General features: G+C 46.0%; 15 protein-coding genes and 1 other RNA gene. 8 read left to right on the forward strand and 8 right to left on the reverse strand.

Translation table 11 applies throughout. The annotated features are described in order from the left end of the window. Window positions 1-118 precede the first annotated feature (118 nt). From HMPREF9370_RS10235 to HMPREF9370_RS10270, 8 genes are all read right to left on the reverse strand, one after another. On the reverse strand, window positions 119-991 hold the full coding sequence (locus HMPREF9370_RS10235; protein ID WP_009117430.1) for a lipid A biosynthesis lauroyl acyltransferase: 873 nt from the start codon (window positions 989-991) through the stop codon (window positions 119-121). 148 nt (window positions 992-1,139) lie between these two features. Further along, window positions 1,140-1,463, reverse strand: coding sequence for a ribosome hibernation-promoting factor, HPF/YfiA family (hpf, locus tag HMPREF9370_RS10240; protein WP_009117431.1), 324 nt, complete (start codon window positions 1,461-1,463; stop codon window positions 1,140-1,142). A 70-nt stretch (window positions 1,464-1,533) separates the two neighbouring features. Beyond that, entirely contained in the window at window positions 1,534-2,889 is a 1,356-nt protein-coding gene (rpoN, locus tag HMPREF9370_RS10245) for an RNA polymerase factor sigma-54 (protein WP_009117432.1), read from the reverse strand. Window positions 2,890-3,062: 173 nt separating this feature from the next. After that, window positions 3,063-3,797 carry an LPS export ABC transporter ATP-binding protein gene (gene lptB / locus HMPREF9370_RS10250; RefSeq protein WP_009117433.1) on the reverse strand — a complete coding sequence of 245 codons (735 nt, stop codon included), beginning with the start codon at window positions 3,795-3,797 and terminating at the stop codon, window positions 3,063-3,065. Between the two features lie 109 nt (window positions 3,798-3,906). After that, window positions 3,907-4,413 carry a lipopolysaccharide transport periplasmic protein LptA gene (gene lptA, locus HMPREF9370_RS10255; RefSeq protein WP_009117435.1) on the reverse strand — a complete coding sequence of 169 codons (507 nt, stop codon included), beginning with the start codon at window positions 4,411-4,413 and terminating at the stop codon, window positions 3,907-3,909. Continuing rightward, window positions 4,394-4,975, reverse strand: a complete 582-nt coding sequence (gene lptC, locus HMPREF9370_RS10260) for an LPS export ABC transporter periplasmic protein LptC (protein WP_009117436.1) — start codon at window positions 4,973-4,975, stop codon at window positions 4,394-4,396. The genes lptA and lptC overlap by 20 nt, the downstream gene beginning before the upstream one ends. After that, window positions 4,972-5,508, reverse strand: a complete 537-nt coding sequence (locus HMPREF9370_RS10265) for a KdsC family phosphatase (RefSeq protein WP_040667174.1) — start codon at window positions 5,506-5,508, stop codon at window positions 4,972-4,974. The genes lptC and HMPREF9370_RS10265 overlap by 4 nt, the downstream gene beginning before the upstream one ends. A 197-nt stretch (window positions 5,509-5,705) precedes the next feature. Then, window positions 5,706-6,683, reverse strand: a complete 978-nt coding sequence (locus HMPREF9370_RS10270; RefSeq protein ID WP_009117438.1) for a KpsF/GutQ family sugar-phosphate isomerase — start codon at window positions 6,681-6,683, stop codon at window positions 5,706-5,708. A gap of 158 nt (window positions 6,684-6,841) precedes the next feature. Between HMPREF9370_RS10270 and tal the strand changes: the two genes are divergently transcribed. The 8 genes from tal to rplM all read left to right on the forward strand — a co-directional run bounded on the left by tal (window position 6,842) and on the right by rplM (window position 12,856). After that, window positions 6,842-7,897, forward strand: coding sequence for a transaldolase (gene tal, locus HMPREF9370_RS10275; protein ID WP_009117439.1), 1,056 nt, complete (start codon window positions 6,842-6,844; stop codon window positions 7,895-7,897). Between the two features lie 453 nt (window positions 7,898-8,350). After that, entirely contained in the window at window positions 8,351-8,587 is a 237-nt protein-coding gene (gene acpP / locus HMPREF9370_RS10280) for an acyl carrier protein (RefSeq protein WP_009117440.1), read from the forward strand. Between the two features lie 169 nt (window positions 8,588-8,756). Further along, window positions 8,757-10,004 (forward strand): beta-ketoacyl-ACP synthase II, encoded by a 1,248-nt coding sequence (gene fabF, locus HMPREF9370_RS10285; protein WP_009117441.1) that lies wholly within the window; start codon window positions 8,757-8,759, stop codon window positions 10,002-10,004. Window positions 10,005-10,187: 183 nt separating this feature from the next. Continuing rightward, entirely contained in the window at window positions 10,188-11,177 is a 990-nt protein-coding gene (locus HMPREF9370_RS10290) for an NAD(P)H-dependent glycerol-3-phosphate dehydrogenase (RefSeq protein ID WP_009117442.1), read from the forward strand. 118 nt (window positions 11,178-11,295) lie between these two features. Next, window positions 11,296-11,613: a hypothetical protein gene (locus HMPREF9370_RS10295; protein WP_009117443.1), complete on the forward strand. Its 318-nt coding sequence runs from the start codon at window positions 11,296-11,298 to the stop codon at window positions 11,611-11,613. Window positions 11,614-11,627: 14 nt separating this feature from the next. Beyond that, window positions 11,628-11,939, forward strand: a complete 312-nt coding sequence (locus tag HMPREF9370_RS10300; RefSeq protein WP_009117444.1) for a cell division protein ZapA — start codon at window positions 11,628-11,630, stop codon at window positions 11,937-11,939. Window positions 11,940-11,952: 13 nt separating this feature from the next. After that, a non-coding RNA gene (gene ssrS / locus HMPREF9370_RS11875) (6S RNA) lies at window positions 11,953-12,140 on the forward strand. Between the two features lie 287 nt (window positions 12,141-12,427). Next, window positions 12,428-12,856, forward strand: coding sequence for a 50S ribosomal protein L13 (rplM, locus tag HMPREF9370_RS10305; RefSeq protein ID WP_009117445.1), 429 nt, complete (start codon window positions 12,428-12,430; stop codon window positions 12,854-12,856). The last annotated feature ends 3 nt before the right edge of the window (window positions 12,857-12,859 follow it).

The following is a 12,859-nucleotide window of genomic DNA, read 5'->3' on the forward strand; positions in this document are numbered from 1 at the left end:
TATGTTATAAATGTAACCTAATGTAGCAATGCCTGTCTGAAAGCTTCAGACAGGCATCATCACTATATTTATTTTCAATAATCTAAAACATTCCAAAACTTTATTCGGCAATATTTTTTTATCGATAAAAATCCGCCTCACCTTCCGGCCTGGTTTTAAAACGCTTGTGCAGCCAGTAATATTGAGCCGGGTTTTCACGGACGCGTGCTTCGATAAAATCATTCATACGCTGTGCATCGGCTTCCGCACTGCCTTCAGGGAAATGTTCCCAAGCAGGGTAAAAACGCAACACAACAGTACCATCATCTTGCCGTATAGGAATGGCGGGAATCACTTTAGCGCCGGTCATTGCGGCAATTCTGCCCAACCCGGCAATAGTGGCCGTTTTAATGCCGAAAAAATCCACAAAAACAGAATCTTTCCGCCCAAAATCCTGATCAGGCAAATACAGAAAAGGCGCATCACTTCTGCGCAACTCTTTAATGATGGCGCGCAACCCTTCCGTGCGCCCTATCAAGAAGACATTGTCATAACGATGCCGCCCTTTGAGAATTTGCTCATCAAGCATTTTGTTTTTCTGGTGGGAATACATACTAATCAGCGGCACATCTTGATTTAAAGCATATACGGCCAGTTCAAACGCAGTGAAATGCGGATAAAGCAGAATCACTTTTTCGCCTGACAATAGTGCGTCATCCAAATATTGCTTATCCTGATAATGCACCAGCGATTTCAACCTGCCTGCATCGCCATACCAATACAGGCCATACTCCACTAAAAGTTTGCCCATATGCTCGAAATGCTGTTTCAAAATGATGTAACGCTGCTCTTGAGTCCACTCAGGAAAACATTTTTCCAAGTTAACCAATCCGACTTTTCTGCGACGCGGTACGGCGTAATAACTGATTTTTCCAACTATGGAGCCGATTTTCTGAATCACTGGAAAAGGCAGGCGACTGATAAGTTTTAATAGGAAAAAAATGAGTTTCATAAATGTTTCAGACAGGCATTACTGGTTGTCACATTATAGTGGAATTTCCCGGCCTGATGATTGGATTCAGGCAAAGCACTAAAGAAAAATAAAATGCCTGTCTGAAACATTCAGACAGGCATCAATAGGTATTTCAATTCAATATGATTTAATCATTTTCCGGAACCGGTGCAGGTGCTGAGCGCACATCATTGCTTTTTTCTTTATGTTTCAGAATGGCACGATCCAGTTTATCCATCAACACATCAATTGCAGCATACATATCCGTGTTATCAATCTGCTCGACATGTAAATCTTTACCGGCCAAATGCACATGAGCCTCGGCTTTGTTTTGCAGCTTATCTACCGAAAGGGTGACAGTTACCGTAATCAAATTGTCGGCATGGCGGTTGATGCGCTCAAGTTTGCTTTCAACGTGATTTCTAATTGCTTCAGTAATATCAAAATTTAAACCGTTGATTTTGAGATTCATAAGTTTTACTCCTTCGGTTAATAGTGAACAACCCGGCAGGGCTGCTCTTTAAAAATATGTTTGAAGCTGTTTATCCTTTTCGCTGACTTGCTGGCGGAATACCCAATGTCTCTCTGTATTTAGCAACTGTCCGGCGGGCAATATCCACTCCCTGCTGCTTGAGCAAACTGCTAATGGCTTCGTCTGAATAGGGTTTTTTCTTATTCTCTCCAGCAATCAATTGCGCCAGCATGGCTTTAACCGCACCTTGGCTGACGCCCTCACCGCTTTCATCAGCCGATACAGCATGGGTAAAGAAATAGCGTAGCGCAAACAGACCACGCGGGCAAGACAAATATTTTTGATTTACCGCACGGGATACCGTGCTTTCGGCAACATCCAATTCCCGTGCGGCATCTTTTAAAAGCATAGGGGTTAAACCGATTTCTCCGAACACAAAAAAGTCTTCCTGTTTCTCAACAATATATTCGGCCAACCTCAATACCGTGCTTTTACGCAGCTCCAAACTTTCCACTTTCTGGCGCGCTTCCTGGATTTTTTCACGCCATACTGAATCCACACCGCTCTCTTCTTTCAGCGCATCGGTTAATTCACGGTTTATCTGAATACGCGGCCATGCCGCCTCGTTACTTTGCACCACCCACTTACCATCTTTATCTTCTTTGATAATCACATCGGGTTGAATATAAGACGTAGGTTCGGCAGATGCAAAACCGTAAGCAGGAAAAGGATTCAGCTGCGCCACCATATCAAGCGCGGTTTGGATGACTGCCATGTCGTAATCAGGAAAATGCTTTTTCAGCTTTGCTATGTTCTGTTGAACACTTTTACTTAAATCATCCAAATGCATGTGCACAATTTTCGCCGCACATTGCCTTGCGGGTGAGGCAGGCAGGCGTTGCAATTGTAAAAGCAAAGATTCCATCAGGCTTGCCGCACCGACTCCGGGGGGATCGAATGTTTGCAACTGATCAAGCGCTTCACGCATTTCGTCTTCATCCAACATCCACTCAAGCGGACAATGATCAATCACTTCGGAAATGCTGTCTGTCAGGTAGCCTTGCTCATCCAAAAAATCTATCAGAATATGAACGCGCGCCGCTTCAATTTGCGTTAGAGGGTGTTCGCAGACTTGCTTGTGCAAATACTCGATAAAATCCTCTTCCTCGGCAATGGTTGCCCAAATATCTTCCGCATCATCACCGCTGATTTTGTTGCGGCTGCCAACCGTGGCGGAAACAGTGTTTTGCTCTAACGGCGCTTCAGGTGTTTCACTCCGCTCAAGCAGCGGATTATCTTGCAGCCAGTCATCCACCTCGCGCTCCAGCTCAATACCGGACATTTGCAGAACGCGCAAAGATTGCTGCATGGTCTGGTTGAGCTGCTGCGTTTGCTTCAGTTTGAGATGGAAAGATTGGACGCTCATAATGTGGTTTCCGTTGTTTTTGGAAATATTTTTGTTGTGGTTTAAGAATTTATTGTTAAATCATTGAAACAATAACCGGTAGGATGACAGGCGGTAAATACCGCATCATGCGGCACTATTATATTTCAACAATTTGATTATATTTACCTTTGTTTTTTTCTTCTTGTTTGATATCAATAATCGAAGTTTTCGCCTAAGTAAACTTCTCTGACCTGTTCGTTGTTAACCAACTCTTCCGGTGTTCCTGTTGCCAGCACTTTACCTTCACTGATAATGAATCCCCTGTCACATATACGCAGGGTTTCGCGCACATTGTGGTCGGTAATCAATACCCCGATTCCGCGCGCTTTCAAAAAGCCGATGATTTTTTGAATATCGATAACGGCCAGCGGATCAACACCTGCAAATGGTTCATCCAGCAGGATAAATCGCGGCTGCATCGCCAACACACGGGCAATTTCGACACGCCGACGCTCACCGCCCGATAAAGAAGGTGCCGGACTTTCACGCAGCCGCTCGATGTTAAGATCCGCCAGAATCTGATCCAAACACCGGTTGATTTCGGCTTTGTCTTTGGTGTTAATTTCCAAAATGGCGCGGATATTCTGCTCCACGGTCATTTTGCGGAAAATGGATGCTTCCTGCGGCAAATAACCTAAACCCAAACGGGCGCGCTCGTATATCGGCATGTGGCGCAATTCTTGGCCGTCGAGCACGATGCTGCCTGTATCGGCAGCAATCAAACCGACAATCATGTAGAAGCTGGTTGTTTTGCCGGCGCCGTTGGGGCCGAGCAGGCCGACCACTTCACCGCTGTTGATATCCAGCGAAAAATCTTTGACGACTTGGCGCTTTTTAAACGTTTTCTGCAGGCTTTTAACCACCAGGCTGCTGTGTGCTTGTTCCATAAAATCTCGTGTTTAGGCTTATGTCTTTCAAATGATTGTTTCAAACAGGCATATCATAATGCCTGTCTGAAAAAACTCTGGTTCCCTGTATTTTCAGACAGGCATCCGTTTATTTTTGAGTGGGCTGTATTACAACGGTAACGCGCTTGCCGGATTTACCTGAAACTGCTTTGCTACCGCTGACAGTATAAACCTCGGTTCGCGTGTTATAAACAATGCTCTCACCTTCAGCCCTGTCGCCCCCTCGGGTTACTTTGGCATTACCGACAAGCCGCACAACACCAGTATCCGATGCATATTCCACATTATTAGCCTGTCCGTCGACCTTACCGCCTTTATCAAGCTGCTGGCCGAATTTAACGGGGTTGCCGCTGGCTTTCATAAATTGATTGCCGCTTGCATCTTTCGATACGGTAACACTACCTGAACGGATATACAGTGTGCCCTGTTTGATAATCACATTTCCACTGAATGTGGTTGTTTGATTTTTCTGATCAAGCGTACCTTGGTCAGCCTCAATTTCAATCGGCTTGTTGCGGTCACTTTCCAAAGCATGAGCAGGTGCCGCCGCCAAAATAACCGTAATGGCCGCGGTTTTAAGGATTTTTTGGATCATAAATAATGGCTTTCACTCGTGAGGGTAGATTCAATATGCCCTTTTCATTATCATAAGTCAGGCCGTTTGCCGTGCCGTGCGATTGACCGTAATGGTATTCTACTTCGGCATCAGTGCGGGCATTTTCAGTTTGTGTGTCGATAATAATGCGGCTGGTTTTCAGCATGCCGGCTGGTTTTCCAGCCTCAGCCGCTTTCGTCAGCACCACATCATTCTCAAAATAAACCTGCCGCTTTTCAGTATCATAGCGGGCGTCTTTGCTGGTTACATGATAAATCTGCCGACCTTGATTAAACATTGACAAATCCGGCTCTGCAAACATCACTTCGTCTTTGTCCGGCAGCTGCCATGCCTTTACAGCACTGAGGTTTTCTTTGATAAAGCCCGACTCGTCAAAGCGTTTCCCGGAAAGGCCCTGCATCTCATATTTCGGTTCGTTTGGGTTTAGCTTGGTTTCCTCCATCTGTACCTCACTAATCCTGCCGAGCCATGCACTGAGACCGCCCAACACGACGGCCAGCACCAAAGGAAACAGCCAACCCGAACGAAACTTAATAATCATTTGATATATTCTTCCAATGCCGATTGCAAAGTGTCCTGTGCCTGCATAATCAAATCACACAATTCACGCACAGCCCCTTTCCCTGCCGGACGGCGGGTGACATAAGCAACATGCTGCAATACAAAATCATGCGCTTCAGGCACTGCCACAGGCAAGCCGCAGCGAACCATGACCGGCAAATCCACCACATCATCACCGATAAACGCACACTCATACTCTTCGACGCCTGCTACCAAACGCAGTTCATTATAAGCTGCTTTTTTATCGTGGATGCCTTTGTAATAATGTTGGATACCAATCTGCTTTACGCGCACCCCAACAGAAGGTGCGTCGCGGCCGGTAATAATCGCCGTTTGCACACCGCTTTGCTGCAACATTTTCAGACCATGCCCATCCAAAGTGTGGAACGATTTGATTTCCTCTCCGTTATCACGGATAAAAATCCGCCCGTCAGTCAACACACCGTCAACGTCCATAATCAATAATTTAATCTTGGCGGCACGCTCTTGAATTTCAGGGGATAAATTTGTCATATTTAATATTCTTTCTTTTTCAGACAGGCATATAGTCAATCAACACATTTTTGATACAAGGCAACAAGCTGCAGACAGTACAGGTAGTACGGGACTGATTTTGTTGTTGCTTCAGCAGCTTACAAAACCGTTCTCTTTGAGCTGAGGCGCAGTAACGACGTAGCACAATTGAAGTTGATTGACTATAGCTAAATTCGTTAAGCAATACGTGCCAACAATAAATCATGCATGGTAACCACACCTTCCAGCCTGCCCGCCTCATCTGCTACCAAAAGGCTGCTGATTTTCAATTCCTGCATACTTTTAATTGCTTCGGTTGCCAACTTCTCCGCCGAAATAGTTTTCGGATTAGTGTGCATTACGTTGCCCAAAGTCAAATTATTGACCTGTTGATGCTTTTCAAACACACGCCGTAAGTCACCGTCCGTAAAGATGCCCAATGCTTTTCCCTCATCATCCACAATGCCAACCATGCCCAAGCCTTTTGCGCTCATAATCAAAATACCTTCGCGCAATAAAGTATCTGTTTTCGCAACCGGCAAGCATTCACCGGTTCGCATGATATCCGCCACACGCAGCAACAAACGTTTACCCAAACTACCGGCCGGATGGCTCAAAGCAAAATCATCAGGCGTAAACGCGCGTGCACGGAGCAGCGCCACTGCCAAAGCGTCGCCCAAAGCCAAAGCCGCCGTACTGCTGGAAGTGGGCGCCAAACCGAGCGGACAGGCTTCTTTCGATACTGTTGCCGTGATATGTACGTCTGCATTTCTCGCCAAAGTCGATTTCGGATTGGCAGTGATACAAATCAGGCCGATTTTTTTACGTTTGAGCGCGGGCAGCAAAGTAACGATTTCATCACTCTCACCCGAATTTGAAACCGCGATAACCACGTCTCCATCAACAATCATGCCCAAATCGCCATGCGCCGCCTCCGCAGGATGCACAAAAAAAGCAGGTGTGCCGGTAGAGGCTAAAGTTGCAGCAATTTTACGGCAGATGTGGCCGGATTTGCCCACACCTGATACCACAACCCTACCCGTGCAATTCAATACAGTCGTTACTGCTGCAACAAAATGTTCGTCTAGCGAAGCAGCAATTTCTTTCAAACTTTCCGCTTCAATCCGCAATACTTCACGCGCCCATTCAATATAATTTTCTTGATTACTGTTCATAATGTTTGACCATTTTCCATAATTAAAACTTATTTTCCATAATGCCCTTTAATCATATAGTGCTATCCAAATTCACTTTTTCGAGTTAGGATTTTTATAGCCTGTAGAAATTAACTGTTAATCATCCCTAAAGGCCTATTATTAAGGAAACATACAAAATGACTATTTTATCGGACGTTAAAGCATTAGGCCAACAAATTTGGCTCGACAATCTCTCCCGTTCATTAATCCAGAGCGGAGAATTGGCACAAATGCTGCAACAAGGTGTATGCGGCGTAACCTCTAATCCTGCCATTTTCCAAAAAGCCTTTTCCGGCGACCCGCTTTATGCAGAAGATATAGCCAAATTAAAAACACAAAACCTCAGCCCGAAAGCGCGTTATGAAACCATGGCCATCGCGGACGTGCAAGCCGCTTGCGACGTATGCCTGTCTGAATACCGTTCCACAGGCGGCAAAACCGGATTTGTCAGCTTGGAAGTTGCACCGGACTTATCTCATGATGCCGCAGGCACTATTGTTGAAGCCAAACGATTGCACGCATCCATTGCACGCGACAATGTCATGATTAAAGTGCCTGCTACCGATGCCGGTTTGGCAGCATTAACCGAACTTGTGGCCGCAGGCATCAGCATCAACCTCACCCTGCTCTTCTCACGCGCCCAAACATTGAAAGCCTACACTGCCTACGCCAAAGGCATCGCACAACGCTTAGCAGCAGGATTGCCAGTTGACCGAATTCATGTCGTTGCCAGCTTTTTCCTCTCCCGTATAGACAGCGCACTAGATCCTACCTTGCCCGAACACCTACAAGGCAAAATCGCCATTGCCCTGGCAAAAGCTGCTTATCAGGATTGGGAGGCCTATTTCAGCAATCCGGAATTCACCAAGCTGCAGCAGCAAGGTGCCAACCGCATAGAGTTGCTTTGGGCATCCACCGGCGTAAAAAATCCGGCCTACCCCGACACCTTATATGTAGACAGCCTGATTGGCGCACAAACCGTTAACACCGTGCCAGATGCCACTCTCAAAGCCTTTATCGACCACGGCACTGCCAAAGCCACTCTAACCGACAATACCGGACAGGCCAAACAACAGTTGGAAGAAGCCGCACAATTAGGCATCGACCTTGAAGCACTGGCAACACGTCTACAGGAAGACGGTTTAAAGCAATTCGAAGATGCATTTGAAAAACTTCTAAACCCTCTCACATAAATTATTCATATCAAAACCAAAAGCAAGCTTTAAAATAAAACCCAAAGCTTGCTTTTCTTCATGACACTCATGAATTTTAAAACACTAGTTTATCAACTGAAAAATAACAATCTCACATAACCCGCTGATTAATTTATTCGAAGCACCATCACAAATGCCTGTCTGAAAAAACCTTCAGACAGGCATCTTTAACAATTTCACCAACCAATCCCAACCCCTTTAATTACCTTAATATAGCAACAAAACATACAGGCTCCGATGCGTGAATGTAAGGATTCAAAAATATCCTTGTCAGTCAAAATGACCCTATGCTAGTATGCCGCCTAATCCTATTAGGGCCACATCACCCTGAATTTCGACAGAAAACTCCGGCCCGATTCGGTAAAACACAAAAATACCGGTTATTAAAGTTTTCAATTAACCCGCCACAAGGCAAATTAAGGATAAACAAACATGTCAAACATCGAACAACAAGTTAAAAAAATTGTTGCTGAACAACTGGGCGTAAGCGAAGACGAAGTGAAAAACGAATCTTCATTCCAAGACGACTTGGGCGCAGATTCTTTGGACACTGTAGAGCTGGTTATGGCTTTGGAAGAAGCTTTCGGCTGCGAAATTCCTGATGAGGAAGCAGAAAAAATCACTACCGTGCAACTGGCGATTGATTACATTAACGCCCACAACGGCTAATCGCGTAGTTGAAATATTCCGGAAAGCCTCCAGTCTCACCCAAAATACCTGAACCTGGCAGCTTTCCCCAAAAGCCCCTGTTGCGCGGCCTGTCTGCACAAAGGGGCTTTTGACCTTTCAAGACACCCCATCCAAACACTCGGGACAACTTAGAGAAACGGGAAGATTTATGAGCCAGAGAAGAGTGGTCATCACAGGCCTAGGGCAAGTATCACCTATCGGTAACGATGTAGAAACAGCATGGAAAAACCTTTTGGCAGGTCAAAGCGGTATCGATGTCATCACACGCTTTGACGCATCAGAATTAAGCAGCCAAATTGCCGGCGAAGTAAAAAACTTTGACATCAACCAATACATCAGCGCCAAAGAAGCCCGCCGCATGGATGCATTTATCCACTACGGCATAGCCGCCTCCTTACAAGCCATTGCAGATGCCGGCCTGAACGACACACCTAATCTAAACAAAGAGCGTGTGGGCGTTAACGTTGGCGCGGGCATCGGCGGCTTACCCAGCATCGAAGCTACCGGCAGAGTTGTCGCTGCCGACGGCCCGCGTAAAATCAACCCATTCTTTATCCCGGGTTCACTGATCAACATGATTGCCGGCCACGTTACCATCCTTACAGGCTACCATGGGCCAAGTTACGGTATGGTTTCCGCATGTACAACCGGCGCCCATGCAATCGGCGACTCCGCGCGCATCATTCAATACGGCGATGCCGATGTAATGATTGCCGGAGGTGCCGAAGGCGCAATCTGCATGCTCGGCATGGGTGGCTTTGCCGCAATGAAGGCCCTCTCTACCCGCAATGATGACCCCAAAACCGCATCGCGCCCTTGGGACAAAGGCCGCGACGGTTTTGTGATGGGTGAAGGCGCCGGCATTCTGGTTCTGGAAGAATTGGAACATGCAAAAAAACGCGGCGCCAAAATCTACGCAGAACTGGCCGGTTTCGGCATGAGTTCCGATGCACACCACATTACCGCGCCCAATGCAGAAGGCCCTGCGCTTGCCGTAACTCGCGCCTTGGCTGATGCCGGTTTAAATCCAAACGACATTGATTACGTTAATGCACACGGCACATCAACACCATTGGGCGATGCCAACGAAACCAACGCATTGAAACTGGCATTTGGCGAACACGCCAAAAATTTGGTGGTTAATTCTACCAAATCCATGACCGGCCACTTACTCGGCGCAGCAGGCGGCGTAGAAGCAGTATACAGCGTATTGGCAGTCAACAACCAAGTTTCTCCGCCCACCATAAACCTCTTCGATCAAGACTTTGAAGCAGGTTGCGATCTAGATTATTGCGCCAACCAAGCCCGTGAGATGCCGATTCGCGCAGCCATTTCCAACTCTTTCGGATTCGGCGGCACCAACGGCACTCTCGTATTCAAAAAATTCGAAGGTTAAAACTTAAAGCAATATACTACACGGCCGCACCAGTCTTTCCCGAAACTCAGTGCGGCCTTAAACTTTAATTCATCATCAAACAAAATGCCTGTCTGAAAAGTAGTTCCTTTTAAAACACTTTACCCTTGCAGCATCTTCAAGCATGTTTTAAAGTTCAAACAATTTCTACCAAAGAGAAAAACGATGAAAATTACCATCATTGGTGCCGGAGCATGGGGCACAGCACTAGCCATCCATTTTGCACTACATAATAACCAAGTTGCCATATGGTCGCGCAACAGCGCCCATCAAGAAGCTATGAAGCAAGATAGAGAAAACAAACGCTATCTGCCCGGCTTCACCCTCCCCGAAAATCTTTCCGCACATACCGACTTAGGCGAAGCCCTACAAGATAGCGAGCTTGTCCTCATTACCACTTCCGTTGCCGGCTTACGTGACAGTGTCGAACTTTTAAAACAACACAATGCAGGACACCTTCCCATCATCACAGCCTGTAAAGGCTTTGAACTTGACACCGGTTTGTTAACCTTCCAAGTAGTACAACAAGTATTGCCCGATAATCAACACATCGGTGTTTTGTCAGGTCCGAGCTTCGCCCAAGAGCTGGCTAAGCAGTTACCCTGTGCAGTAGTTTTAGCTTCTGAAAATGAAGCATGGATTAACGATTTAGTTTCCAAATTAAACACCAATGTCATGCGGCTATACGCCAACACCGACGTAATAGGCGTTGCCGTTGGCGGTGCAGTAAAAAATATAATGGCTATAGCCACAGGTTTGTCAGATGGCCTGCAATACGGCCTGAACGCCCGCGCCGCACTGGTTACCCGCGGCTTGGCCGAAATTACCCGCCTGGCCGTTGCAATGGGCGCACAGCAAAAAACCATGATGGGGTTAGCAGGCATGGGGGATTTAATCCTAACCTGTACCGGCGCGCTTTCGCGCAATCGCAAAGTCGGCTTAGGTTTAGCCGAAGGGAAAGAACTGCATGAAGTATTAACCGAAATCGGCCATGTGGCAGAAGGCGTACCCACCATTGACGAAGTATTTGAAACCGCTTGCAAATACCAAATCGACATGCCGATTACCCAAACGCTTTACCAACTGATCCGCAAAGAGCTTCCGGTACAAGAAGTAGCAGCACGCCTGATGCTACGTGAAGCCAAATCCGAATAACGTTTTTTGCAAAGCCAAAACCTGATGCCTGTCTGAAAAACAAGCTTTCAGACAGGCATTATTGACATGCATAACACTCCACACTATCCTTTCACAAAATCAAACGGTAGCATGCACTATGGAACAACCCTTAGATAAACTAGAGGTCAACGTTTACCAGCTGGCCCAAAAATTTGAAACGCTTGTTGGAGAAAACAAGCGGCTCACAGAAGAAGTTCAACGTCTAAAAGACGAACAAATTAAGTCGGATCAACAACACGAAGCAGCGATTGACGAACTGAGTGAGGCATTATTGGTACAAGTCAACAAACTGAAAGAAGATTTACAAAGCAAAATCGACAGCCTAATCTTTGAAAATCAGCAATATCGTGACTTATTAGTTCAAAATGCCGACCAAATCCGCGCCATCTTAGCGCGCCTGCCGGTAGAATCCTGAAAGGAAATGCGCAAATGAATCAAATTGTTCAAGTTGACGTTGACATCATGTCTCGCCAGTTCAAAATCGGCGCGCCGGCAGAAGAAAAAGAAACACTAATACAAGCCATTGATTTATTAAACCAAAAAATCAAAACCGTTAAAGAAAGCGGCAAAATCGTAGAGAGTGATAAAATTCTTATCATGGCCGCATTAAATGTTGTGCACGATCTATTAAAAATGTCGATGCAGAATGGTTTGGCAATCGGCGAATTTGAGCGTAAAATAAATGACATGCTACAAGTTTCCGAACGCGCATTGGCCAAGCTGCCAAACACGCAAGAATAAACAGCAAACCTCTTCTTCCCTGCGGTGTTCGCTAAGGCATACATTCCTTTGAACCAATAAGTTCGCTTAAGGTTTCCGGGAGTTTACAGTGGGCGCGAGCGTTCTTTCTATTGGAATGCACCCGAAGCTGTCCGAGGAGACCACCTTGTCTGACAAGGTTCAAGCGGATTGAGCCTTAAAAACGGCACCAGCGGGGATCCCCACACCAAACACCGCCTAGACGGTGTTTTTATATTTTCCCGTAATCCCGAGAAACCTACTTGTAACTGCGGCATTAAATTTATACAAGGTAATGATCCGCAAACAATACGAGTAACTCGTCAAAGCAAAACCACACATCATGAAATATTCAGTTTCATAGCTATCAAAAACAACAAGGTTTTCTACTCCCAAACACTTCTCTGCTGCATAACATCAATAAAATTGACAGACGTTCGTTTTCTCTTTAAAATCGGTAGCTTTCTATATATTTATTTGGATTACTCCTCATGAAAACCTTTTCAGCTAAACCGCATGAGGTTAAGCGCGAGTGGTTTGTAATCGATGCAGAAGACAAAGTTCTGGGTCGCGTTGCAGCCGAAGTTGCTAGCCGTTTGCGTGGCAAACATAAGCCAGAATACACTCCCCACGTAGATACCGGTGATTACATTATTGTTATTAACGCAGACAAATTACGCGTTACCGGTACCAAACACGAAGACAAAAAATACTACCGTCACTCCGGTTTCCCTGGCGGTATCTATGAGCGCACTTTCCGCGAAATGCAAGAGCAATTTCCGGGCCGCGCCTTAGAAAAAGCAGTAAAAGGCATGCTGCCAAAAGGTCCCCTGGGCTATGCCATGATTAAAAAATTGAAAGTTTATGCAGGTTCTGAGCATCAGCACGCTGCGCAACAACCTAAAGTTTTGGAAATCTAAGGA

The sequence above is a fragment of the Neisseria wadsworthii 9715 genome (genome assembly GCF_000227765.1).
In the GTDB taxonomy this organism is placed as follows: Bacteria; Pseudomonadota; Gammaproteobacteria; order Burkholderiales; family Neisseriaceae; genus Neisseria; species Neisseria wadsworthii.

Excerpts from the sequence above, each read along its gene's own strand:
- HMPREF9370_RS10235 (WP_009117430.1), bottom strand. The coding sequence starts at position 991 with ATGAAACTCATTTTTTTCCTATTAAAACTTATCAGTCGCCTGCCTTTT.
- hpf (WP_009117431.1), bottom strand. The coding sequence starts at position 1,463 with ATGAATCTCAAAATCAACGGTTTAAATTTTGATATTACTGAAGCAATT.
- rpoN (WP_009117432.1), bottom strand. The coding sequence starts at position 2,889 with ATGAGCGTCCAATCTTTCCATCTCAAACTGAAGCAAACGCAGCAGCTC.
- lptB (WP_009117433.1), bottom strand. The coding sequence starts at position 3,797 with ATGGAACAAGCACACAGCAGCCTGGTGGTTAAAAGCCTGCAGAAAACG.
- lptA (WP_009117435.1), bottom strand. The coding sequence starts at position 4,413 with ATGATCCAAAAAATCCTTAAAACCGCGGCCATTACGGTTATTTTGGCG.
- lptC (WP_009117436.1), bottom strand. The coding sequence starts at position 4,975 with ATGATTATTAAGTTTCGTTCGGGTTGGCTGTTTCCTTTGGTGCTGGCC.
- HMPREF9370_RS10265 (WP_040667174.1), bottom strand. The coding sequence starts at position 5,508 with ATGACAAATTTATCCCCTGAAATTCAAGAGCGTGCCGCCAAGATTAAA.
- HMPREF9370_RS10270 (WP_009117438.1), bottom strand. The coding sequence starts at position 6,683 with ATGAACAGTAATCAAGAAAATTATATTGAATGGGCGCGTGAAGTATTG.
- tal (WP_009117439.1), top strand. The coding sequence starts at position 6,842 with ATGACTATTTTATCGGACGTTAAAGCATTAGGCCAACAAATTTGGCTC.
- acpP (WP_009117440.1), top strand. The coding sequence starts at position 8,351 with ATGTCAAACATCGAACAACAAGTTAAAAAAATTGTTGCTGAACAACTG.
- fabF (WP_009117441.1), top strand. The coding sequence starts at position 8,757 with ATGAGCCAGAGAAGAGTGGTCATCACAGGCCTAGGGCAAGTATCACCT.
- HMPREF9370_RS10290 (WP_009117442.1), top strand. The coding sequence starts at position 10,188 with ATGAAAATTACCATCATTGGTGCCGGAGCATGGGGCACAGCACTAGCC.
- HMPREF9370_RS10295 (WP_009117443.1), top strand. The coding sequence starts at position 11,296 with ATGGAACAACCCTTAGATAAACTAGAGGTCAACGTTTACCAGCTGGCC.
- HMPREF9370_RS10300 (WP_009117444.1), top strand. The coding sequence starts at position 11,628 with ATGAATCAAATTGTTCAAGTTGACGTTGACATCATGTCTCGCCAGTTC.
- rplM (WP_009117445.1), top strand. The coding sequence starts at position 12,428 with ATGAAAACCTTTTCAGCTAAACCGCATGAGGTTAAGCGCGAGTGGTTT.